This window comes from Oceanibaculum pacificum (assembly GCF_001618175.1).
GTDB lineage: Bacteria > Pseudomonadota > Alphaproteobacteria > Oceanibaculales > Oceanibaculaceae > Oceanibaculum > Oceanibaculum pacificum.
Window position 1 is genome coordinate 1 of sequence record NZ_LPXN01000104.1, and the last position, 19996, is coordinate 19996.

Below are 19996 nucleotides of genomic sequence, written 5' to 3' on the forward strand. Positions count from 1 at the left end.
CGAGACCGCCCCAGACTGGCGCCGCCCCGCCTCGGATTGGGTGCCGCGCAGGCCCAGGTTTATTGGCGATCTCCGCCCCTAGCAATAGAGGCCGTGTCGCCCTGTGGACCGGTTTCCTGGGCCGGCCGCCATACAGAATAGTCGCCAGCGACGTCAAAAATTGTCGCCAGCGACGGGCAAAATAGTCGCCAGCGACGCTCTAGCAGCGGCCTCGGCCGCGACACGCTTACCGGGGCCAGAATTCGATATCTGTCTCCTGCGCGGCTATGCCCCCTTTTCCCCGGCGCCCTGTTCCAGACCATCCATCACCCATCCTAGCAGGGCTCGACAGGATCACTTTCGACCGAATCGACTGGCCCGGCCTGCTCGTCGGACTGGCCGGCCGGAACTAGGAAGAGAACGCGAGCACGCCCGGAAAATCAATAACGCCAGACCCATATCAGACGGAATAGTTTTTATATCCCAGTAGCTTATGGCCAATCAATCGGGCTTTACCTGAATGAGAGATAACCTATGAGAGGCTTCCTAGATCAATGATCTGACCTAAGGAAACTCCGATGCGCAAAGACGACAAAATTTCTGACCTCTCCCAAGCTACCGCACAGCCGCGCCGCAACACCCATATCCGCCAACGCCCCCTCGGTCGAAAGGACACCAGACCGAAGATTCCGTGGCTCTGTTATTCCATCGACGGTTTCTGCAAGGCCACGAGCCTGGGCAAGACGCTCGTGAAGGAGCTGATCGAAAACGGTGAACTCCGGTCCATCAAGCTCCGTGGAAGAGTCCTGATCCCCCTGAAAGCCGCGATCGAGTTTCTCACGAGCTGCCCGCCGGCCCGCGATGAGTAGGCCCCTATCGCGGCGCCCCCTGCCCCTGCGCCCCCTGGCGCTGCGCCTTGGGGACGGACGCCCCATAATCCCGGCATCAGGGTCGCTTGAACCGCTGGCCACCCATTGCACGGTGTCGGGCTCGGCCGCCAGTACTCACGATGGCGGGTGGATCATCGTCAGGCAGGACCTTCCACGCCGCCGCAATAGGAGGCGAAGTCCCGCATCATCTGGCGGCGACGGTCGAACAGATCGCCCCGGCGATACGCGGCCTCGACTTTATTGCCGATCGTATGCGCCAGCGCCATCTCCGCCATTTCGCTCGGGTAGTTGGTGCACTCCGCCGCCCAGTCCCGGAAGGTAGACCGAAACCCGTGCGTCGTCAGATGGCCGCATCCCATCCGCTTCAGAACGCCCAGCATGGCCATGTTGGACAGCGGCTTGCCCTTGCGCAGGCCAGGGAAGACAAACGCGTTCATCCGTCCTTCGCGCATCATGAACAGTATCTCCATCGCCCGATAGGAGAGCGGCACCCGGTGTTCCTTGCCGGCCTTGATCCGCTCGGCCGGCACTGTCCAGACGCGCGCGGACAGGTCGACCTCATCCCAGGTGGCCCCGATAGCCTCTCCCGTCCGTGCCGCCGTCAATATCGTGAATTCCAGAGCGAGAGCGCCGATGCTGTCCTGTTTGCGGAGCAGATCGATAAATCCGGGCAATTCCCTGTAGGGCAGCGCCGGGTGGTGCTTTACCCGCTTCACCCGTGTCGGCGCCGGCAGCAGCTTCTCGAGTTGGCCCTTCCATCGTGCCGGATTGTCGCCCTTCCGGTAGCGATGCGCGTCGGCCCAGTCGAGGACGGATTCAATACGGCCCCTGACCCGGCTTGCCGTCTCGGTCTTCACCGGCCAGATCGGATCCAGGATCTTCATCACATGGCCAACCTCGACGAGGTTGACCGGCAGGGCGCCGATGACCGGATAGACATAATTCTCCAGAGTGGCGCCCCACTGCTCCTTGTGCTTCTCGTTCTTCCAGCCAGGGGCTTGTGATTTGATGTAGCGTTCGGCCGCATCCCGGAAGCTGATGGTTCCCGCCGCATCGGCCGCCCGCTGCGCCCGCCCCTGCCGGCGCTGTTCAAGCGGGTCGATTTTCTCCAGCAGCAGCTTCCGTGCCTCCTGCGCCTTGCTGCGGGCTTCCGCGAGCCCCACCAGCCGGACCGGGCCCAGCCCCATATCGCGCGGCGTTTTACGCCCATTAAGCCGGTAACGGAATATCCAGCTCTTGCTGCCGCCAGGCGCAACCTGCAGATAGAGCCCGTCGCCATCCGGGTGCATGCCGGGCGTTTTGGCATGCGTTACGGCGAGGGCATTGAGGCGCTGATATCGTCTGGCCATCGATTTCTCCGTCGAAGGCTATTTCGGCAGTGAACTACAGGGGAGTCAAGCCAATCTCACCCATCTTTTCCACCATCCCATTTTTGTCATCGCCAGCGGTCCTTCTAACTCTTCAGCGACCCAAGTTAAGGCTTAATTAACTGATAAATAACGATACACACCCTTCCCTGATACTCAGCGACCAACCCATCAACGGACGCTCCCTCCGCCAGTTACCTGCCCCAGGGCCCCATACCCAGCCATAGACTGCAAACACAGGCACACCTCCTCACCCCGGAGGGTGCGGGCTTCCATGGCGCTGGGGCGTTGAGGGTCGGGCCGCTAGCGGCGCAGGGTGTATCCCGTGGCGTTCATGTCCCAGCAATCGGTCAGGGCGCGCGACAGTTCAGCCTTGCGGATGCGCTGGCTGGGGGTTTTCGGGAAATCGTCAGTGAAGGCGACATACCGGGGAATCTGGAAATAGGGCATCTTGCCCTCGCACCACTGGATCAGCGCCAGCGGCTCCAGCGCCTCGCCGGGCTTCAGCTTCACGAACAGCTTCAGATCGTCGTCGCCGGCGCCCAGACCGCTATCGACGCCGACCAGCGCGCATTCCTCGATGGCCGGATGGCGGGCGACGATGCGCTCGACCTCCCAGGCTGAGATGTTTTCGCCGCGCCGGCGCAGGCTGTCGCTCTTGCGGCCGGTGAAGAACAGATAGCCGTCGGCGTCGAACCGGCCCAGGTCGCCGGTTTTGATCCAGCCATCCGCCGTCGTGGTGCGCACCTTGTTCAGCGAGGCGGAGGTGTAGCCCGGCTGCTTGCCCTTCACCACGATCTCGCCGGTATCGCCCGGCGGCACGTCGCGATCCGCGTCGTCGACCAGGCGGACCGAGAACCAGGGCAGCGGCCGGCCGATGGAGCCGCGCGGCCCGCCGCTGTTGATCGTCACGTAATTCGCCACCTCGCTGAGGCCATAGCCCTCATGCACCTCGACGCCGAAACGGGTCTCGAACTCCTCCCAGATATCGGCCGGGCAGCCGGCCCCCCAGGCGATCTTCACCTTGTGGTCGCGGTCATTGTCGCGCGCCGGCTGCTTCAGCAGGATCGGCAGGATGCCGCCGATATAATGGATCTTGGTGGCGCCGTAGCGCCGCGCCTGATCCCAGAATTGCGAGGCGCTGAAGCGTGGCACCAGGGCCAGCGTCACCTTTTCCATGATGGCGGCGAATACGGTCTGGTGGCCGGCCCCGTGATACAGCGGCTCCCAGAACAGCCAGACATCGCCCGGCTCCATGTCGCCGATCAGCAGGCAGCCGATGGAGCCGATCTGCAGCACCCGGTCGGAGCGGGTGAATTTCTTCGGCGCGCCCGTGGTGCCGGAGGTGTAGTTGACCACCAGCGGGTCGTCCGGTGCTGCGGCGATGGCGGGCGGCGTGTCCGCGCCCCCGGCGATCAGCGCCTTCAGCGCGCCCGACTCGCCCGGCTCGTTCCAGATTGTGTGGCGCACCGGATAGGCCGCCATCGCCGCGCCCAGCACATCGCGATAGCCGGTCTCCGCGACGATGGCGGCGGGCTTGGCGTCGGCCAGCAGCAGGGCCAGATAGTCGCCCTTGGCGCTGACATTGACCGAGGTGCGCATCAGGCCGATCTGCGCGCAGGCATACAGCGCCACGATATGCTCGGCATGCTGGTCCAGCATCAGCGCGACCAGATCGCCCTTCTTCAGCCCGAGATCGAGGAAGGCGTTGGCCAGCCGGGTGGATTTGGCATGCAACTCGCCGATGGTGAGCTGGCCGCCCTCCCAGATGCAGATCGGGTGTTCGGGATCGCGCCTGGCGCGCGCCTCCAGGATGGTGCGGAAGGTACCCTCGCCCGGCACCGGCCATTCGTCGCGCAGGCGGAAACCGGCTGTGTCGTTCCAGCTCATCATCGTCTCTCCAGGGAAGGGCTAGGCCCGGGTCGGTTTGTCTTGGCCGAAGAAGTCGCCGATGCCGGCGCGCACCGAATGCGCCACATTCTCCTTGCCGCGCACCTCGGCGGCGCGGGCGAAGGCGGCGTCGAGCGCCGGCAGGGTCAGATCGCGCAGCCAAAGCTTGGTCTCGGCAAAGGCCTCCGGCGATTTGCCGGCCAGCTCGCGGGCGACATCCATCGCCCGGTCCAGCACCTGCTCGGGCGGCACGATCTCCTCGATCAGCCCGTGCCGCACCGCCTCCTCCGCGCCGATCGGGCGGCCGGTGGTGGCGATGGTGCGGGCCATCATCGGCCCGACCGACCAGGACAGGATCGCCGAGCCGGTGATGCAGGGCATGCCGGAATTGATCTCCGGCAGCCCGACCGTCACACCGGGATGGCCGACCCGGTAATCCATCAGCAGGATCGCCTGGAAGGCCGAGCCGAAGGCGAAGCCGTTCAGCGCCGCCACCAGCGGCTTGCGGAAGGACTGGATGCCGTAATACATCGCACGGAAGGCGTCCATGCGGCCCTGGGCGGCTTCCGGCACGCCCATCGTTGGGTCGGCCAGATCCGCCCCGGCGCAGAACGACCGGTCCCCCGCGCCAGTGATGACGACCGCCCTGATCGCGGGGTTGGCGTCGGCCGAGGCAAGCGCCAGCCGCACCTCCTCGCGCACCGCCTGGCTCCAGGCGTTCAGCTTGCGCGGCTCGTTCAGGCGCAGCAGCAGGATGTCGTCGCGAATCTCGAGCTGCAGCATGTCAGCGCCCTCCCCCCATCAGCCAGTGCGGCAAGGCGAGCGAGAAGTCCGGCACATAGGTGACGATCATCAGCGAGGAGACCAGCGCCAGGAAGAACGGGATGGCCGCATAGACCGCGCGGCGCATCGGCACCTCGGCGATCTGCGCCGAGATGAACAACGACAGCGCGACCGGCGGCGTCATCGAGCCAAGCGTCAGGTTGATCGCGGTAATGATGCCCAGATGTACCGGGTCGATGCCGTACAGGTCGCCCAGATAGATCAGCACCGGGGCGACGATGATCAGCGCCGCCGAGCCTGCCTCCAGCGCGCCTAGCAGCAGCAGGCCGATATTGATCAGCGCCAGGGCCGCCCATTTGTTGGTGGTGATTGCCTGGATCGCCGTGCCGATGGTCTCCGGCACCTCCATGATGTTCACCGCCCAGCCGAACGCGCCCGAGGCCGCGATCACCAGCATGATCGCGCCGGTGAAGAAGGCCGCCTCGCGCAGCGAGCGCACCACCACCTCGACCGACAGGCTGCGATAGATCAGCCCCAGAAGCAGCGAATAGAATACCGCCAGAACGCCGGCCTCCGACGGGGTGACGATGCCCAGCGTCATGCCGCCGACGATGATCGCCGGCGCCATCAGCGCGAAGAAGCCGTCGCGGGCACTGACCAGCAATTCGCGGAGCGTGGCGCGCTGCAACGGCACGCCGGCGATGTCGCGGGTCCGCACGATGACGAAGATGATCGCCGCCAGGCAGAGCGCCATGACGAAGCCGGGCAGGATGCCGGCCAGGAAGAGCTGCCCGGTCGACACATTGGCGAGCTGCGCATACACCACCAGGATGATGCTGGGCGGGATGATCGGGCCGATGATCGAGGAGGCCGCCGTGATCGCCGCGCTGTAGGCGCGGTTGTAGCCGGCATCGATCATGGCGCGGATTTCGATGCGCCCCAGCCCGGCCACGTCGGCGGTGTTGGAGCCGGACATGCCGGCGAAGATCACGCTGCCCAGCACGTTCACGTAATACAGCCCGCCGCGCAGATGGCCGACCAGCGCATGGGCGAAGCGGAAGATGCGCTCCGTCACGCCCATATTGTTCATCAGGATGGCGGCCAGAATGTACATCGGAATGGCCGACAGCACGGTGGATTTGACGCCGCCCCACATGCGCTGCGGGACGATCTCCAGCGGGAAGTCGCTGCCGACCAGGATGAAGCCGACGGTGGCCGCCGTCAGCGTCAGCGCCACCGGCACGTTGGCGGCGAACAGGACGACCAGGATCAGCGCGAAGACGATGCCTTCCATGATCCTAGGCCTCCCGCTTCAAGGTTCGGGCGACCCGCAGGGCGATGTGCAGCGCCATCGACAGGAAGCAATAGGCCATCAGATAGGCCTTGATCTCCTCCGGTATCCGCAGGATCAGCGATGCCGTGCCGATATAAAGCTGCGCGATGCTGAAGGAGTAATAGGCGAGCCCCAGCAACAGGGCCAACTGCACCAGCCCGGCCGACACCTCCACCATGCGCCGCAGATGCGCCGGTAGCATGTTGATGAAGGCGTCGATCGAATAGTGCTCGCCGCGTTTCAGCACGGCGGTGGCGGCGACGAAGCAGAGGCAGATCAGCAGGAACTGCGACAGCTCCTCGCTCCAGGAGAGCGGGGAATTGAGAAAGTACCGGAAGACGATCTGCCCCCCGATGGTGAGGGTCAGTATCCCGACCAGGAAGGTGGCCAACCCCTCCTCACCGCGCTGCAGCCATTTTTCGAACTGTGTCATCACCGTCACCGCCGGTTACAGGGACTAGAGAAGAGAGATGATCTCTTTCGACCCCAGCGTGTCCAGGGAGCGCAGGCCCGTCCAGGCATGCGCGGCGGCGGCGTCGCCCACGACCGGATCGGCGCAGCCGCGGAACTTGGCCTCCAGCTCCGCCCAGGAGAGCGGATTGGTCGGATGCCCCTTCGGCTTGTACAGGCGCTTCTTGTAGACGGTGCCGTCGGTGTGGATCACCTCGATATCGGCGAAATCGTTGAACACCGATTCGCGCGCGCGCAGCTCGTCATGGATATAGATGTTCAGCTTCGGATAGATCGCCTTGATCGCCGGGGCCTGCACCGCCGCGTCGGTGAACTCCGCGAAGCCGACCTTGCCGTAATGCAAAGCCGCGGCAATGCAATATTCCATGGAGAATTTGCCCTCCAGCCCGGTTTCCGGCTGGTGGTAGGGCAGCGTGTTGGTGCAGCGATAGCCGATGCCGCAATTCAGCCGCTCGATCGCCTCGGGGCGGATATCGCCGTTCCGCAGCCCTTCCAGCAGCACGTCGAGCACATGGTGGGTCAGCGAGCAGGTCGGGTAGATCTTGAACAGGATGCCCGGGCTGACGACGTCGAACGGCGCGCCCAGGTCGGTCACCGCCTTGTCGGCCATCACATGATCGAAGCCGCAGAACAGGTCGATGAAGCCTTCCTTGGCCTCCAGCGTGTTCGGGTTGGCGCTGAGGCCGGCGGCCGCCAGCCGCGCCGCCGAAACGCCATGCTCGGCCGCCAGGCCGGAATGCAGCGGCTTGGTCATGGTGCCGAAGTTGGAGCGCAGGCCGCAGGCCATGGTGGCGGCAATCGCCAGCGTGCGCGCGCAGCCGTCGACATCCAGCCGCAGCAGGTTCGCCGCCGCGGCTGCGGCGCCCAGCGTGCCCAGCGTGGAGGTGGTGTGCCAGCCGCGCTCGTAATGCTCCATATTCATCGCCCGGCCCAGCTTGGCCTCGATCTCGACGCCGACCGCATAGGCGGCGATCAGCGCCTTGCCGTCCACGCCGGCCGCCGGGGCCATGGCGAAGATCGCCGGCACAACCGGGGCCGAAGGGTGGCCGCGCATCGATTCGTTGGTGTCGTCAATATCGTGGGCATGGGCGAGCGTGCCATTCACCAGCGCCGCCGTGCGCTCCGTCGTCGCCATCTTCGCGCCCCAGATCGGCGTATTGCCGGGCTCGGTGCTGGCCAGCGCCAGGACAACCTTGCTGGGCGGCTCGGTCAGGCCGGCCAGCGCGCCGCCGATGCAGTCGGCAATGGCTTGCTTGGAACATTCCCTCGCCTCCTCGGGCAGCGTGTCCCAGCTCTGCGCGGCGACGAATTCGGCGAGCGTGCGGCTCACCGGCGGTAAGGCGGATCGGTCCATGTAAGGCTCCTGCGTGCGCGCATGGCAAAGCCCGCGCCGGCACGGCGTCGTAAGAAGGGAAAGGTCGGGAAAAAGCGGCCCCGGCACGGATGCCGGGGCCGATAACAAGGGTCAGTCGACCGCCTGCAACTGCTTGAACAGGCCGGCGGTGGTCCAGACCTTCTGCGATTCCATCGAGTCGATCACCGGGGTCATCTTGTCGATGAACGGCTTCGGGCTCATGCGGATCACGATGGCGCCCTCGGCGATCATCTTCTCGATCACCTCCGCCTGGTCCTCGACGGCGAGCTTGGAATAATACTCGCCCGCCTCGTGCCCGGCCTCCATCAGCGCCTTTTGATTCTCCGCCGACAGGGTCTGGAACTTCTTGTCGCCGATGACGATGGTGAAGCTGTCGTTGAAGAAATCCACCAGCGTCAGATAGGGGGCGACCTCATGCAGCGACTGGCCGTAAAAGCCGGAAACGGTGGCGCAGGCCACTTCCGCCACGCCCTGCTTCAGCGCCAGGTAGGTCTCGCCCCAGGGCACGCTGACGGTCTTGGCGCCCATCGCCTCGAAGGTCTTCACGAAACCCTCCCATGGCGGCACCCGCACCTTCAGGCCTTTGAAATCGTCCGGCCCCATAATCGGCTTGGTCGAGATGATCGGCTTGCCCGGCCGCGCGCCGTTGCGCAGCACCATGCGGAAGCCGGTCTTGTCCAGCAGCTCCTGCTCCATCTTCTTGTAGGGCGCGCTGTCCAGCACGTTCAGGAAATGGGGGGTATCGCGAAAGACGAACCCCACCGAGGTGATGTTCCAATCCTTCACATACTTGCCGAAATTGCCGGTGCCGCCGCCATACATGTCCTGCGCGCCGAGGCGGATCGCCTCCAGCTGGCTCGGCGCATCGCCAAGCTGCCCGCCGGAGAAGATGCGGATTTTCACCTGGCCGTTGGTCTTCTCCTCCACCAGCTTGGCGAAATACTCCTGCGCCTTGGTTTCGGAGTGCTTGGGATCGGTGATGTTGCCCAGGCGCAGCGTCACCGTATCGGCCAGCGCGCCCCCCGGCGCGACGGCTGCCGCGCTGAACAGCACGGCCCCTGCCAAAAGCATTCTGGATAATAGGATTCGAGACATTTTAGCCTCCTGCGTTAAGCCCCTAGCCTAACTGTTTTGTTGAACGGGAATTCGCATTATTAGTTTTACTTATAATTATAATAAGATATAAGATTGCTCTGGTCAACGCCTTTTCATGCCGAAACACGCTGCCGGGAGGCACGATGAAGAGCTGGATGAATCTGCGGTCGGTGGAAATCTTCGTGGCCGCCGTCGAGGAGGACACGATGTCGCGCGCCGCCGAGCGGCTGGGACTTACCCAGTCGGCGGTGTCACAGGCCATCGCCGCGCTGGAACGCGCCATGGGCGGCCAGTTGATCGACCGGGCGGTGCGGCCGGCCAAGCTGACGCTGCTGGGCACCACCTTCTACAAGGGCGCCAGCGACCTGCTGGGCCGGGTGCGCGAGCTGGAGCAGAGCGTCGATCTGGATTTGAACAAGCTGCTGCCGCTATTGCGCATCGGCATGGTCGATTCCTTCGCGGCGACCGTCGGCCCCCATCTGGTGAAGCAGCTCGACACCATCGCCGCGCAATGGTCGGTCATGTCCGGCGTGAACGAGACCAGCATCCGGGCGCTGATGGAGCGCCGGGTGGATTTCATGATCACGTCGGACAATTCGCACAATCAGTTCGACCTGATCGCCATCCCGATCTTCGAGGAGCCGTTCTTCCTGGTCGCCCCGCCGACCGACGCGCCGGAGGAGAAGACCGCCGAGGAGCTGATGATGGACATGCCCTTGATCCGCTATTCGCGCAGCTCCTTCTTTGGCCGGCAGGTCGACGCCTATCTGCGGGAGCGCGCGCTGGCGCCGCAGCACCGCTATGAGCTGGACACCTCGGACGCCGTGCTGGCGATGGTCAGCGCCGGGCTCGGCTGGACCATCGCGACGCCGCTTGTGGTGCTGAAAAGCATGCAGTCAGCGGGCAATCTGCGCTGCTACCCGCTGAATGGCGCGCCCCTGAAGCGCAAGCTCTGGCTGGTCGCGCAACACACCGAGAATGTCGACCTTATCGAACGAATCGCCACGGCTGCCCGGCAGGCGACCATCCAGCATTGCGTCCCCCGCATCCTCCGCCTTGCGCCCTGGATGCAGGGCCAGGTCGGCATTCCCGACAGCCCATACTGACCGACCCGGACTCTCCGCCCCGCTCCTCCTCGCTACGCGCCATTTCGCTGTCGTCATCGGGATTGTCCTGTCGCATCATGCGCGTCCCGATACGGAGCGAGACGATATGAGCGAGCATTCTTCGGCCAAGGGCGGCGTGCCGCACAGCGCGCATTGGGGAGCCTTCAGCGCCGCCTGGGATGGCCACACCCTCGCCGTGACGCCGCACCCGTCCGACCCGTGCCCGTCGCCGATCCTGGATAATTTCCCGCAGGCCCTGCGGCACAAGGCGCGCATCCTGAAGCCGATGGTGCGGCGCGGCTGGCTGCGGGATGGCCCTGGCCCCAGCACGGCGCGCGGCCAGGACGATTTCGTCGAGATGGAATGGGACGCGGTACTGGACCTGCTGGCCCAGGAACTGGTCCGCATCCGCGACCGGCATGGCGCGGAAGCAGTGTTCGGCGGCTCCTATGGCTGGTCGAGCGCCGGGCGCTTCCATCACGCGCAAAGCCAGATCCACCGCTTCCTGAATGTCGCCTTCGGCGGCTATGTGCGCTCGGTCAACAGCTACAGCGCCGGGGCCTCCACCGTGATCCTGCCGCATATTCTGGGCCCGCTGGAGCTGGTGTGCCGGCGCAACGTCACCTGGGAGCAGATTTGCGCGCATACCGACACCGTGCTCAGCTTCGGCGGCATGGCGCTGAAGAACATGATGGTCGCCAGCGGCGGCGTCAGCCGGCATATCGAGAGCGAGGCGATTCGCGCGGCTCAGCAGCGCGGCACGCATTTCTATCTGGTCGGGCCGATTCGCGACGACCTGCCGGTCGAGGCAAAGGCGCACTGGCTGGCGGTCAATCCGGGAACCGACGTGGCGCTGATGCTGGGGCTGGCGCATAGCCTTATGGCGCACGGGCTGCACGACCGCGCCTTCCTGGATCGCTATTGCGTCGGCTATCCGGTTTTCGAGGCCTATCTGCAAGGCCAGCCGGACGGCCAGCCGAAGGATGCGGCCTGGGCCGCCTCGATCACCGGCATCGCGGCGGCCGACATCGTGGCCTTGGCCCGGCGGCTGGCGGGCGGACGCAGCCTGATCACCGTGGCCCATGCCCTGCAACGGGCCGAACATGGCGAACAGCCGGTCTGGGCGGCGGCCGCGCTGGCGGCGATGCTGGGGCAGATCGGCCTGCCCGGCGGCGGCTATAATTATGCCCTTGGGGCGCTAGCGCATTATGGCCGGCGCAACAATGCGGTGCCGATTCCCACCCTGCCGCAGGGCAAGAACGGCGTGCGTCCGTTCATCCCGGTGGCCCGCATCGTCGACATGCTGCTCAATCCGGGGGCCGCGTTCGAGTATAACGGCGCGTCGCTGCGCTACCCGGACATCAAGCTGGTCTATTGGGCCGGCGGCAACCCGTTCCACCATCATCAGGATTTGAACCGTCTGCGCGACGGCTTCGCGCGGATCGATACGCTTGTGGTGCATGAAAGCGCCTGGACGGCGACGGCGCGGCACGCTGATATCGTGCTGCCCGCCACCATGACGCTGGAGCGTGACGATATCGGCGCGGCGGCGACCGACCCGTTGCTCATCGCCATGCGCAAGGCGGCCCCGCCGATTGGCGAGGCACGCGACGATTACGCCATCTTCAGCGACCTGGCGGCGCGGCTGGGTGTCGCCGAGGCATATACCGAGGGCCGCTCGGCCGAGGAATGGCTGCGCCATCTATACGCCCCGACCCGCCAGGCGCTGGCCGACCGGGGTCTGGAAGCGCCGGATTTCGACGAATTTTGGCAACGCGGCGAAATCCCGCTGCCCTCTGAGCCGGACGATGGCGGCATCCTGCGCGCCTTCCGCGAGGCGCCGGAGACCCATCCTCTGCCGACGCCCAGCGGGCGGATTGAGCTGTTCTCCGCCACCATAGACGGGTTCGGCTATGCCGATTGCCCCGGCCATCCGGTCTGGCTGGAACCGACCGAGCGGCCGACCCCGGCCCATCCGCTGGCGCTGATCGCCAACCAGCCGGCGACGCGCCTGCACAGCCAGCTTGATTTCGGCGGCTACAGCCAGGCCCAGAAGCGCAAGGGACGGGAAGTCGCGCGCCTGCACCCGAACGACGCGGCGGAGCGCGGCATCCGGGACGGCGACATCGTCCGCCTGTTCAACGCCCGCGGCGCCTGCCTGGCCGCGGCGGAACTGTCGGAGCAGATGAAGCCCGGCGTCATCCACCTGCCGACTGGGGCCTGGTACGACCCGCAGCCTGGCGGCGATGCGCGCCCGATGTGCGTGCATGGCAACCCGAACGTGCTGACCCGCGACATCGGAACCTCGCGCCTCGCCCAAGGCTGCTGCGGCGAGACCACCATCGTGCAATGCGAGCGATATGATGGCCCGCTGCCGGCCATCCGCGCCTTCGATCCTCCGCCCGCCTTCAGCGGCCCAACCCGCTCTGCGGCGGAGTAGGTTAGCGGGCCAGCCGGCCGCGCGTCGGATCGGCCCAGAAGCTGGTCTGGCGACGGGCCAGACCGCCGCCGACGCCCATTGGCGTGCCATCGGCCCGCCAGCAGGAAGCGCCCGTCAGGCTGCCATCCGGATTGAACTGGATCGCGCCCATGCCGCCGGCGACATGGCCGGTCGGCAACACCTTGTGGCCAAGCGCGACGATCTTGTCGCGCACCGTTTCGGGAAAGCCTTCCTCGATTTCCGCCTCCTGCCCCCAACTGAACAGGCGCGGGGCCTCCACGGCCTCCTGCAGGCTCATGCCGTGATCGACCATGTTCACGATGAACTGGAACACGGCTGACGGGATGCGATGCGCGCCCGGCAGGCCGACGGCAAAATAGGGTTTGCCCTGCCGCAGCCCGATGGTCGCCGAGATGCCGCTGGTGATGCGCTTGCCGGGCTCCAGCGACAGCGCGTTGCCGGGGTGCGGGTCGAACAGATACATATAGTTGGTGGGGATGATGCCGGTGCCCGGCACCATGATGCGCGCGCCGAACAGGCTGTTCAGCGTCTGCGTCGAGGTGACGATGTTGCCGTCGCCATCGGCGATGGTGACATGGGTGGTGTTCGCCGATTCCACCTCCAGGATGCGCGCCTCATAGGCGCTGGCGCGATCCGGCCTGATCTCAGGCCGGCGCAGGTCGGCATAGGTCTTGCTGATCAGCCGCTCCACCGGCACATCGACGAAGGCGGGGTCGGCGGTGGTGGCGCGGCGGTCGACGGCGGCGATCTTCAACGCCTCCAGCATCAGATGCATGGTCTCGGCGGTCCCGAAGCCCATGGCTCGGACATCGAACGCCTCCAGCAGATTCAGCATCTGCGCGATATGCACGCCGCCGGTGCAGGGCGGCGCCACGCCGACGATATCGACGCCCCGATAATTCGTGCGCACCGGCGTGCGCTCCACCGTGCTGTAATGCTTCAAATCGTCCAGCGAGACGTAGGAGCCAGCCGAGCGCAGATAGCCAGCCACCTTCTCGCCCAGCGCGCCGCCATAGAGATGGCCGGGGCCATGCTGGGCGATGGCGCGCAATGTCTCGGCGTAATCGGCCTGCACCAGCAGCGCGCCTTCCGGCAGCGGCTTGCCACCGGGCAGGAACATCGCCGCGATGGTCTCGTCGAGCGCCAGATCCTCCGCCGTCTCGGCGATGCAGGCGGCCAGATAGGGCGTCACCCGGAAGCCGCGCGCGGCATGCCGGATCGCCGGTTCCATCACCTGATCCAGGGTGAGATTGCCAAAGCGCTCCAGCGCCTCGCACCAGGCCTTCAGATTGCCCGGCACCGGCACGGCGGAAGCGCCGACGCGATTGCGCCGGCCCTCGGTTTCCATATAGGTCGGCCAGCTGTCGGAGATCGGTGTGTAGCTGTCCGGCTTCGCCCCGGCCGGCGCGGTCGCCAGCCCGTCGATGATGGTCTCGCGCCCGTCGGCCAGGCGGATCAGGGCGGTGCCGCCGCCATAGATACCGACCATCATCGGCTCCACCACGGTCAGCGCGAACAAGGCGGCGATGCTGGCATCGATGGCGTTGCCGCCCATCGCCAGCATCTCGACCGCCGCGGCGGAAGCCAGTGGATGGTTCGTCACTGCCATGCCGCGCGCGGCCGTCACCGGTGTCTTCTCGCAGGCGAAATCCGTTCCGGCGCGGGTGCGCCAGCCTGTCACAGTGCCCATCGTCTCCGTCTCGTCGGCAGTGAAAAATCAGTGGCGAGCCTACACCAGCGGCTGGAATGGGAAGCCTGGCGACGCGCGATCTGATCAGCCACGGCGGCTACGCCGCGCTGCGGATGCTGTCGTCATGCAGATGGCACTCCACCTCCGCCCCATCGACGATCAAGGGGCGCGGGGCGACCTTGCGGCACACATCCATCGCCTTCGGGCAGCGCGTGTGAAAGGTGCAGCCCGGCGGCGGGTTGATCGGGTTGGGGAAGGTGGCGCCCAACTGCGCATCCGGCACGCCCTTGCCCGGCTCCGGCGTCAGCACGGAGGCCAGCAGCGCCTCGGTATAGGGATGCTTGGGCGCGTGGTAGAGCGTGTCGGTATCGGCCTGCTCGACGATGCGGCCGAGATACATCACCGCCACCGAGGTCGCCATATGTTCGACCACGGCGAGATTATGGCTAATCAGTACATAGGTCAGCCCCAGCTCGGCGCGCAGATCCTGCAGCAGGTTCAGAATCTGTGACTGCACCGAGACGTCCAGCGCCGAGGTCGGCTCGTCGCAGATCACCACTTCCGGCTGCATCACCAGCGCCCGGGCGATGGCGACGCGCTGGCGCTGGCCGCCGGAAAGCTGGTTGGGATAGCTGTCATAGACCCGCTTCGGCAGGCCGCACAAATCCATCATCCGCTCCACCGTGCCGCGCCAGGAGGCGGGGTCGCCGACGCCATGCACGCTGAGCGGCAGAGTGATGATGGTGCCGATGGTCTTGCGCGGATTCAGCGAGGAATAGGGATCCTGGAAGATCGGCTGGATGCGCCGGGCGATCTGCTTGCGGGTGAAGGCGCTGGTCGCCTGCCCGTCGATTAGCACATCGCCCTGGGTCGGCTTCTGCAGGCCCAGCAGGATGCGTGCGAAAGTCGACTTGCCGCAGCCCGATTCGCCGACCAGCCCCAGCACCTCGCCCTTATGCACCTTCAGCGAGATGCCGTTCACTGCATGCAGCGGCTTCTTCGGCTTGAACATGCCCTGGCGCACCTGGAAGGTGCAGTGGAGGTCGCGGGTCTCCAGCACCGGCGGGATGGTGGTGTCGGCCATCACGCAACCTCCTTGGCATTCTCGATGCATTGCTGCTCGCTCAACAGGCAGCGATAGCCCCGGCCCGCATTGGGGTTGCTCCCCGTCTCGAACAGCGGCACGTCGGTGGTCAGGCAGGCCTCGAAGGTATAGGGGCAGCGATTGGCGAAGGCGCAGCCCTTCATCTCGCCGATCAGCGACGGCACGATGCCGGGGATCGAGCCCAGGGGCTCGCCGCGCCGGGTCTTGCCCGGCACGGGGATGCAGCGCAGCAGCCCTTGCGTGTACGGGTGCATCGGGTTCTCGAACACCTCGTTCACCGTGCCGCTCTCGACGATCTGGCCGGCATACATCACCGCCACCTTGTCAGCCACGCGGGCGACGATGCCGAGATCGTGGGTGATCAGGATCATGCCCATGCCGAACTCCTTCTGGAGCTCGATCATCAAATGCAGGATCTGCGCCTGGATGGTCACGTCCAGCGCGGTCGTCGGCTCATCGGCCAGAATCAGCTCCGGCCCGCACATCAGCGCCATGGCGATCATGACGCGCTGGCGCAGCCCGCCGGAGAGCTGGTGCGGATACTGCCCGAGGCGGCTGGCCGCACCGGTGATCCCCACCTTCTCCAGCAGGTGCACCGCGCGCTCCCGCGCTTCCCGGCCGGAGACGTTGCGGTGGCGCAGCAGCGCCTCCTCCAGCTGGTTTCCGATTGTGTAGGCCGGGTTCAGGCTGGTCATCGGCTCCTGGAAGATCATCGCCATCCGGTTGCCGCGGATGTCCGACATGGCGGACGGCGCGACCTTCGCCAGATCGATGCCGTCGAAAGCCAGCCGGTCGGCACTGCGCCGCGCCTTGGGCGGCAACAGATCCATCAGCGACAGCGAGGTCAGCGACTTGCCGCAGCCGGATTCGCCGACGATGCACAACGTTTCGCCGCGATCCACCTGGAAGCTGATGCCGCGCACGGCATGCAGATCGCCGGCGCCCAGCGGGATGTCGACGCGGAGATTTTCGACTTCGAGAAGGGCTGCCATCGGGTCAGCTCCGGTTTTCGGGGGCTGTCACGTCGCGCACGCCATCGCCCAGCAGATTGATGGCCAGCAGCAACGCAAACAGGCAGATTCCGGGAATGGTGATCAGCCAGGCCTCGAACAGCAGGTAGTCCTTGCCTTCCGAGATCATCAGCCCCCAGGAGGGCAGCGGCGGCTGCACGCCGAGGCCAAGGAAGCTGAGCGCCGCCTCCAGCAGCACGGCATGCGCTACTTCCAGCGTCGCCACCACGATCAGCGGGTTCATCACGTTGGGCAGGATTTCCGAGACCAGGATGCGCCAGGTCGAGCAGCCGGCGGCCGAGGCGGCGGCGACATAATCCAGCGAGCGCACCTGCATGGTGGCGCTGCGCATGACCACGGCATAGCGGTCCCACAACAGCACGCCCAGCACCATGACCACCACCGTCAGCGAGCTGCCGACCAGGGCGACGACGGCCAGCGACACCAGGATCACCGGCATCGACAGGCGGCAGGTGATCAGAAAGGTGACGACCAGATCGACCCGGCCGCCGAAATAGCCGGCGGCCACGCCCATGACGGTGCCGATGACGCCGGAGATCAGCGCCGTGGCGAAGCCGATGAACAGCGAGATCTGCGCGCCATACATCAGGCGGGACAGATAGTCGCGCCCCAGCCCGTCGGTGCCCAGCGGATGCACCCAGCTGCCGCCGTCGGTCCAGACCGGCGGCACGATGCGGTTGCCCAGATTCTGTGTGTAGGGATCGTGCGGCGCGAGCAGCGGGGCCAGCAGCGCCATCAGCACGATGATCGCCAGGATGACCGCGCCGATCATCACGCCGCGATGGCCGATGATGCGTTTGCGCAGCCGCTGGCCGGGCGTCGGCCCGACAATGTCCTCGGCGGCGGGAATGGTGATTGCGGCCATGCGTCAGCCCACGCGAATACGGGGATCGAGCCAGGCGTTCAGCAGGTCGGCCAGGAACGTCAGCACGATATAGATCAGGGAGAAGACCAGCAGGATCGCCTGCACGGTCGGCAAATCGTAGCGCCGGATCGACTCCCAGGCGAGGTAGCCGGTGCCGTGCAGCGCGAAGATCGTCTCCACCACGATGGAGCCGCCCAGCATGAATCCCAACTGCACGGCCGACAGGCTGACCACCGGGATGATGGCGTTGCGCAGCGCGTGCTTGAACAGCACAACGCGCGGCCGCAGCCCCTTGGCCCGGGCGGTGCGGATATAATCCGCCCCCAGCACCTCCAGCATGCCGGTGCGGGTCAGCCGCATGATCGCCGGCGTGGCGTAATAGCCCAGCACTACGGTCGGCATGATGAAATGCACCCATGTCTCCGAGCCCGAGGAGGGCAGCAGCGGATACATAAAGGAGAACACCATGATCAGCAGCAGCGCGAACCAGAAGCTGGGCATCGCCTGGCCCATCACCGAGATGGTCAGCGCCAGCCGGTCGACGATGCTGTTGGGATAGCGCGCCGCCAGCACGCCCAGCGGGATCGACAGCACGATGGCGAAGGCAATGGCCGACAGGCCCAGCCCCAGCGTCACCGGCAGCCGCTCGAAGATCAGATCGGTGACCGGCACCTTGAAATAGAAGCTGGTGCCGAAATCGCCCTGCAGCGCCCGCCCGACCCAGGCGAAATACTGCTCATAGAGCGGCCGGTTGAAGCCGTACTGCTCGCGGATCGCCTCGATGGCGGCCTGGTTGGCGCTCTCGCCGGCGATCGTCGTCGCCGGGTCGCCGGACAAATACAGCAGCCCGAAGCTGATGAGCGATATGGTCAGCGCCACCAGCAGGGCGACGACCAGTCTTTTCAATGTATAGATCAGCATGAAACCGGATAATCGCCTTCCATAAACCGATCCGGGCGGCGTGCCGGCACGCCGCCCGTTTGCTCAGTCCAGGTGGGTTACGCGAACGGACCGAAGTCCGTTACTTCCACTTAGCCGTCCAGAAACGCGGAATCTCGTCGGCCGTGGGCTTGAAGTCCAGGGTGTTCGAGATGGCGTAATTGGTGGTGTAGGTGAAGGTCGGCACCCAATAGGCCTGCTCGGCGATCTTCTGCAGGGCCTGCTTGTACAGCGCCTTGCGCTTGTCCTGGTCCAGGGTGGAGGCGGCATCCTTCAGCCAGCCCTGCACCTCGGTATCCTTGGCGAGGTCGTCCGGCAGCCCGCCGAAGAAGATCGGCAGGATGGCGTCCACATCGGGCACCGAGTTGGAGCCCCAGGTCAGGCTGGCGATGGGCACCTCGCCCTTGCGCAGCGCATCGCGGGTAGCCGCGTACTGGCCATAGCGCAGATCAGCCTTGATGCCGACGGCGGCGAGGTTGGACAGCATCGCCTCGTTCTGCGGCCGGTCGCGATAGGCATAGAGCGTGGTGTTGAAGCCGTTCGGATAGCCCGCCTCGGCCAGCAGGGCCTTCGCCTTGGCCGGATCATACGGGTATTTCTTCACATCGTCGGTGCAGCCGAACTGCTCCGGATAGCAGGCCGAGTGAATGACCTGGGAGGAACCGCGCACCAGGTTCTTCACGATGCCCTCGACGTCGATGGCATGGTTGATCGCCTGACGCACCTTCTGCTTGCGCAGCGGGGAATCCTCCGGACCGCCGGCGGCATTCAGCGCCAGATAGCCGACGCGGAAGGTATCGGCGTTGATGATCTGCACCCGGCCGGACTTCTCAAGCCGCTCGGCCTGGTCCTGCGGCACGCGCCAGATCCAGTCGAGACGGCCGCTGGCCAGCTCGACCACCTGGGTGTTCATTTCCGGGATGGTGCGCTGAACGATCTTCTTGATCGACGGCTTGCCCTTCGGGCTGTCGTAGTAATCCGCGAACGCCTCGAATTCCAGGCGCTTGCCGGGCTCGACGGCGGTGATCTTGTACGGGCCGGTGCCGACCGGCTTCAGCCCCATGCCGTCCGGACCGACTTCCTTGTAGTATTTCTCCGGATAGATGCCGAGCTCGGTGATGTAGAGCATCATCAGCGGCGTGGTGTCCTTCGCCGTGATCCGCACCTTGTTGTCGCCGACCTTCTCCGCCTTCGCGATCCAGTTACTGAAATTGCGGTTCAGGATGCCGTTATCCGGCTGGGCCAGGTAATTGTAGGTGTAGACCACATCGTCGGCGGTCATCGGGTCGCCATTGTGGAACTTCACGCCCTGGCGGATTTCCAGCTCGATGGTCTTGTCGTTAACGACATTCCAGGCCGTCGCCAGCGCCGGCTTGAAGTCGCCCGTCGCCGGATCGCGCCAGACCAGCGCGTCCCAGACATGATGGGCGATGATGACGCCATTGCGCGAAGTGTCGAAATACATGTTGGCGTTCGGCACCTCGACATCCCAGGCGATATTGAGCGTGTCGTCCGCCTTGCCCGCCTGGGCCGTGGGCGCGCCGAAGCACAGCGCGGCCGCCGCGGCGCCAGCCAGCGCCAGATATCTGATCTTGGAAATATGTCCCTTGGTCACT

The 19996-nt window shown here is 65.6% G+C and carries 16 protein-coding genes; 3 read left to right on the plus strand and 13 right to left on the minus strand.

The window, feature by feature from the left end:
* The first annotated feature begins 557 nt into the window (after window positions 1-557).
* Entirely contained in the window at window positions 558-848 is a 291-nt protein-coding gene (locus AUP43_RS19220; RefSeq protein WP_067555483.1) for a MerR family transcriptional regulator, read from the plus strand.
* Between the two features lie 158 nt (window positions 849-1006).
* On the opposite strand, the gene AUP43_RS09070 is transcribed toward AUP43_RS19220, so the two are convergent.
* From AUP43_RS09070 to AUP43_RS09100, 7 genes are all read right to left on the minus strand, one after another.
* Window positions 1007-2218, minus strand: a complete 1212-nt coding sequence (locus AUP43_RS09070) for a tyrosine-type recombinase/integrase (protein ID WP_067555486.1) — start codon at window positions 2216-2218, stop codon at window positions 1007-1009.
* A 321-nt stretch (window positions 2219-2539) separates the two neighbouring features.
* Entirely contained in the window at window positions 2540-4129 is a 1590-nt protein-coding gene (locus tag AUP43_RS09075) for an AMP-binding protein (RefSeq protein ID WP_198154863.1), read from the minus strand.
* An 18-nt stretch (window positions 4130-4147) separates the two neighbouring features.
* Window positions 4148-4909: an enoyl-CoA hydratase/isomerase family protein gene (locus AUP43_RS09080; RefSeq protein ID WP_067555492.1), complete on the minus strand. Its 762-nt coding sequence runs from the start codon at window positions 4907-4909 to the stop codon at window positions 4148-4150.
* Window position 4910: 1 nt separating this feature from the next.
* Window positions 4911-6203, minus strand: coding sequence for a TRAP transporter large permease (locus tag AUP43_RS09085; RefSeq protein ID WP_067555495.1), 1293 nt, complete (start codon window positions 6201-6203; stop codon window positions 4911-4913).
* Between the two features lie 4 nt (window positions 6204-6207).
* Entirely contained in the window at window positions 6208-6675 is a 468-nt protein-coding gene (locus AUP43_RS09090) for a TRAP transporter small permease (RefSeq protein WP_067555498.1), read from the minus strand.
* A gap of 24 nt (window positions 6676-6699) precedes the next feature.
* A complete protein-coding gene (locus AUP43_RS09095; RefSeq protein WP_067555500.1) occupies window positions 6700-8067 on the minus strand; it encodes an MmgE/PrpD family protein in 1368 nt (455 codons plus the stop codon).
* Window positions 8068-8178: 111 nt separating this feature from the next.
* Entirely contained in the window at window positions 8179-9141 is a 963-nt protein-coding gene (locus AUP43_RS09100) for a TRAP transporter substrate-binding protein (RefSeq protein WP_198154864.1), read from the minus strand.
* A gap of 185 nt (window positions 9142-9326) precedes the next feature.
* Between AUP43_RS09100 and AUP43_RS09105 the strand changes: the two genes are divergently transcribed.
* Window positions 9327-10289 (plus strand): LysR family transcriptional regulator, encoded by a 963-nt coding sequence (locus AUP43_RS09105; RefSeq protein ID WP_067555502.1) that lies wholly within the window; start codon window positions 9327-9329, stop codon window positions 10287-10289.
* A 106-nt stretch (window positions 10290-10395) separates the two neighbouring features.
* Window positions 10396-12729 carry a molybdopterin guanine dinucleotide-containing S/N-oxide reductase gene (locus AUP43_RS09110; protein WP_067555505.1) on the plus strand — a complete coding sequence of 778 codons (2334 nt, stop codon included), beginning with the start codon at window positions 10396-10398 and terminating at the stop codon, window positions 12727-12729.
* Between the two features lies 1 nt (window position 12730).
* On the opposite strand, the gene ggt is transcribed toward AUP43_RS09110, so the two are convergent.
* From ggt to AUP43_RS09140, 6 genes are all read right to left on the minus strand, one after another.
* Window positions 12731-14440 carry a gamma-glutamyltransferase gene (gene ggt, locus AUP43_RS09115; RefSeq protein WP_084462676.1) on the minus strand — a complete coding sequence of 570 codons (1710 nt, stop codon included), beginning with the start codon at window positions 14438-14440 and terminating at the stop codon, window positions 12731-12733.
* A 97-nt stretch (window positions 14441-14537) separates the two neighbouring features.
* The gene (locus AUP43_RS09120; RefSeq protein ID WP_067555508.1) at window positions 14538-15524 is read right to left on the minus strand and encodes an ABC transporter ATP-binding protein; all 987 of its coding nucleotides are present in this window, start codon (window positions 15522-15524) and stop codon (window positions 14538-14540) included.
* Window positions 15524-16537 carry an ABC transporter ATP-binding protein gene (locus AUP43_RS09125; protein ID WP_067555511.1) on the minus strand — a complete coding sequence of 338 codons (1014 nt, stop codon included), beginning with the start codon at window positions 16535-16537 and terminating at the stop codon, window positions 15524-15526. Before AUP43_RS09125 ends, AUP43_RS09120 begins: the two co-directional genes overlap by 1 nt.
* Before the next feature lie 4 nt (window positions 16538-16541).
* Complete coding sequence (locus AUP43_RS09130) at window positions 16542-17441, minus strand: ABC transporter permease (protein WP_067555515.1); 900 nt, start codon at window positions 17439-17441, stop codon at window positions 16542-16544.
* A gap of 3 nt (window positions 17442-17444) precedes the next feature.
* Window positions 17445-18362 carry an ABC transporter permease gene (locus AUP43_RS09135; RefSeq protein ID WP_067555518.1) on the minus strand — a complete coding sequence of 306 codons (918 nt, stop codon included), beginning with the start codon at window positions 18360-18362 and terminating at the stop codon, window positions 17445-17447.
* A gap of 100 nt (window positions 18363-18462) precedes the next feature.
* A complete protein-coding gene (locus tag AUP43_RS09140; protein WP_232314980.1) occupies window positions 18463-19995 on the minus strand; it encodes an ABC transporter substrate-binding protein in 1533 nt (510 codons plus the stop codon).
* Window position 19996 lies beyond the last annotated feature (1 nt).

Coding starts and splice junctions, on each gene's coding strand:
- AUP43_RS09120 (WP_067555508.1), bottom strand. CDS start 15,524: ATGGCCGACACCACCATCCCGCCGGTGCTGGAGACCCGCGACCTCCAC.
- AUP43_RS09070 (WP_067555486.1), bottom strand. CDS start 2,218: ATGGCCAGACGATATCAGCGCCTCAATGCCCTCGCCGTAACGCATGCC.
- AUP43_RS09135 (WP_067555518.1), bottom strand. CDS start 18,362: ATGCTGATCTATACATTGAAAAGACTGGTCGTCGCCCTGCTGGTGGCG.
- AUP43_RS19220 (WP_067555483.1), top strand. CDS start 558: ATGCGCAAAGACGACAAAATTTCTGACCTCTCCCAAGCTACCGCACAG.
- AUP43_RS09125 (WP_067555511.1), bottom strand. CDS start 16,537: ATGGCAGCCCTTCTCGAAGTCGAAAATCTCCGCGTCGACATCCCGCTG.
- AUP43_RS09090 (WP_067555498.1), bottom strand. CDS start 6,675: ATGACACAGTTCGAAAAATGGCTGCAGCGCGGTGAGGAGGGGTTGGCC.
- AUP43_RS09110 (WP_067555505.1), top strand. CDS start 10,396: ATGAGCGAGCATTCTTCGGCCAAGGGCGGCGTGCCGCACAGCGCGCAT.
- AUP43_RS09130 (WP_067555515.1), bottom strand. CDS start 17,441: ATGGCCGCAATCACCATTCCCGCCGCCGAGGACATTGTCGGGCCGACG.
- AUP43_RS09105 (WP_067555502.1), top strand. CDS start 9,327: ATGAAGAGCTGGATGAATCTGCGGTCGGTGGAAATCTTCGTGGCCGCC.
- ggt (WP_084462676.1), bottom strand. CDS start 14,440: ATGGGCACTGTGACAGGCTGGCGCACCCGCGCCGGAACGGATTTCGCC.
- AUP43_RS09095 (WP_067555500.1), bottom strand. CDS start 8,067: ATGGACCGATCCGCCTTACCGCCGGTGAGCCGCACGCTCGCCGAATTC.
- AUP43_RS09080 (WP_067555492.1), bottom strand. CDS start 4,909: ATGCTGCAGCTCGAGATTCGCGACGACATCCTGCTGCTGCGCCTGAAC.
- AUP43_RS09085 (WP_067555495.1), bottom strand. CDS start 6,203: ATGGAAGGCATCGTCTTCGCGCTGATCCTGGTCGTCCTGTTCGCCGCC.
- AUP43_RS09075 (WP_198154863.1), bottom strand. CDS start 4,129: ATGATGAGCTGGAACGACACAGCCGGTTTCCGCCTGCGCGACGAATGG.